This is a genomic window from Clostridioides sp. ES-S-0048-02 (genome assembly GCF_020658495.1).
Taxonomy (GTDB): Bacteria; Bacillota; Clostridia; order Peptostreptococcales; family Peptostreptococcaceae; genus Clostridioides.
On record NZ_JACVWH010000048.1, the window covers coordinates 1 to 1,881 of the forward strand.

Here is a 1,881-nt window from a genome sequence, read left to right on the forward strand (position 1 = left end):
TTAAATGTAACATTTGAAACAGCAGGAACTTTTTCTTCATCAACTATTATGTTTTTAATATCTTCATTGATAAGTAGATTTTTTATATCATGCACTCCTTCTATGCTTGCTAATAAACTTATTATTTTTATATAAATAATCTCTCTTGAATTTTCTATTAAATAAGAATTTATAATATCTAAAAATACAACTTTTATGGATTCAATATCATATCCATTTTCAAGTGTTAAAGTCGCACTAATAGTAATATCAAAAATACTTGGTGTAACAATTGTAACAGTAGGTCCAATAGGTTTTTCTTCTTCTATATGTTCAGCACATCTTTGTAATACTTCATTGTCAACTGATTGATTGTTTTGACCATAAATTAGAATTTTAATTGTACCTGGTCCATCCCAACAAGGAATTACTTTTGCATTATAAACACCTTCAACCTCTAAAGCCCAAGACTGGTAATGTGCTTTATTACCACTTGTGGCTTGATTTTTTTGTATTTTATAGAACCTTTCTTTTAATTCTTCATCAGTTTCTATTTCTGTTCCACCCTTTAGGTCCAGTTCATTATAAATTTTAGTTACACCATTTATATTGTCTATAAGTTTAAATTCTGTGTTAGCTGATAAATTGTACTTAACGCCAACCTCCAAAGCCTGTATAGGGCTTACATTTAACTTACTATTTTCATCTATTGTAATATCTTTAATAACTACAAATAGTAAATCACTGTGAGATACTATTGTTCCATTTGGTATTTGAGTTCCCATTTTGCCTTCAAATGTTACTTCACCTATTGCTTCTGTACCTAACTTTCTATATACTCCAAATTCATTGACTCTTCTATCGAGAAAATCGTCAAAATTATCTTGAATAAAAACTCTTTTATGTATATAAGAAAGTTCTATATATAACTGTGCAAGTTCTGAATTAACAGGTGAAACTATATTATAAAGAGAAGATCCTTGACCTTTGTAAAGAGGAAGGTCTATGTTATTTAATGTTCTATTATTTAAGGTACTAAATGTTTGGTTATCATACAAAAGTAATCTTCTCCTCTCCATAGATTGTTTTTATATTCAAATTTATAGATAAATTATCATCCTTAAATTCTGTATTTGTTACATTAACTTCTAATATATATGGATTAATTAAGAGTGCTTCTTGTATATACCTTTTTGCTTCACTTTCAGTAAGGCCTTTAGTATACTTTTGTCCTATGAGATTTTTTATATCTGTTCCATAATCCCAAGTGTATATTAAATGAACATACTTATCTGTCTTTATAGTTTTATAAATCCATACTTTGATTGCTTCATTTCTTTCAACTACTTTAAAGTCTCCATTTTCAATTATCTTTTCATCTTTTTCAAAATTCCAAGCAAATTCCTTGAAAATAGGTAATTCTTCATTGGATGGAGAAGTATAATCATCTGGAACACCCATGAAAGGGAAGATTGTACTCATTATAAACTCACCAACTTACTTACAACAGCAAATTTCTCGCCTATTTTAAACATTATTACCATATCTCCAGATTCGAGATTATTAATAAAAGGATTTTTTATATTATGTTTGTGTTCTTGATTTATTTCTGTTTCAAATGTTTCTATCTGACTATTAAGTATCCAACTATCTATTAAAAGATTTTCTTTTTCCAATAAAAGAGTATTTATCTCTATCTTTAAATCTGGCAATTTATCTTTAACTTTACCAATAAAAAAAGAAGGCTGATTATGATATTTACCTTCTTTTCTCATTATTCCTATAAATTCATTAATTGGATCTGCCATTTTATCACCTCTTTTTATAAAACTCTTCGAGCCGTAGAAAAGTTTTTAGTGTAATAACTACTGCTTGTTTTGCTTATTTTAACTACATCACCTG

Annotated in this window: 3 protein-coding genes; all 3 read right to left on the bottom strand. The window is 27.6% G+C overall.

The genetic code is table 11. From position 1 onward, the window contains the following. The coding region (locus IC173_RS20220; RefSeq protein ID WP_227856199.1) for a baseplate J/gp47 family protein at window positions 1-1,037 on the bottom strand (1,037 nt) is incomplete at its 3' end. Next, window positions 1,030-1,461, bottom strand: a complete 432-nt coding sequence (locus IC173_RS20225; RefSeq protein ID WP_227483716.1) for a DUF2634 domain-containing protein — start codon at window positions 1,459-1,461, stop codon at window positions 1,030-1,032. The genes IC173_RS20225 and IC173_RS20220, both read right to left, overlap by 8 nt. Beyond that, complete coding sequence (locus IC173_RS20230; protein ID WP_227483717.1) at window positions 1,461-1,787, bottom strand: DUF2577 family protein; 327 nt, start codon at window positions 1,785-1,787, stop codon at window positions 1,461-1,463. Before IC173_RS20230 ends, IC173_RS20225 begins: the two co-directional genes overlap by 1 nt. Between the last annotated feature and the right edge of the window lie 94 nt (window positions 1,788-1,881).

What these genes read in the sequence shown, in the direction of transcription:
- IC173_RS20225 (WP_227483716.1), bottom strand. Translation starts at nt 1,461, where the DNA reads ATGAGTACAATCTTCCCTTTCATGGGTGTTCCAGATGATTATACTTCT.
- IC173_RS20230 (WP_227483717.1), bottom strand. Translation starts at nt 1,787, where the DNA reads ATGGCAGATCCAATTAATGAATTTATAGGAATAATGAGAAAAGAAGGT.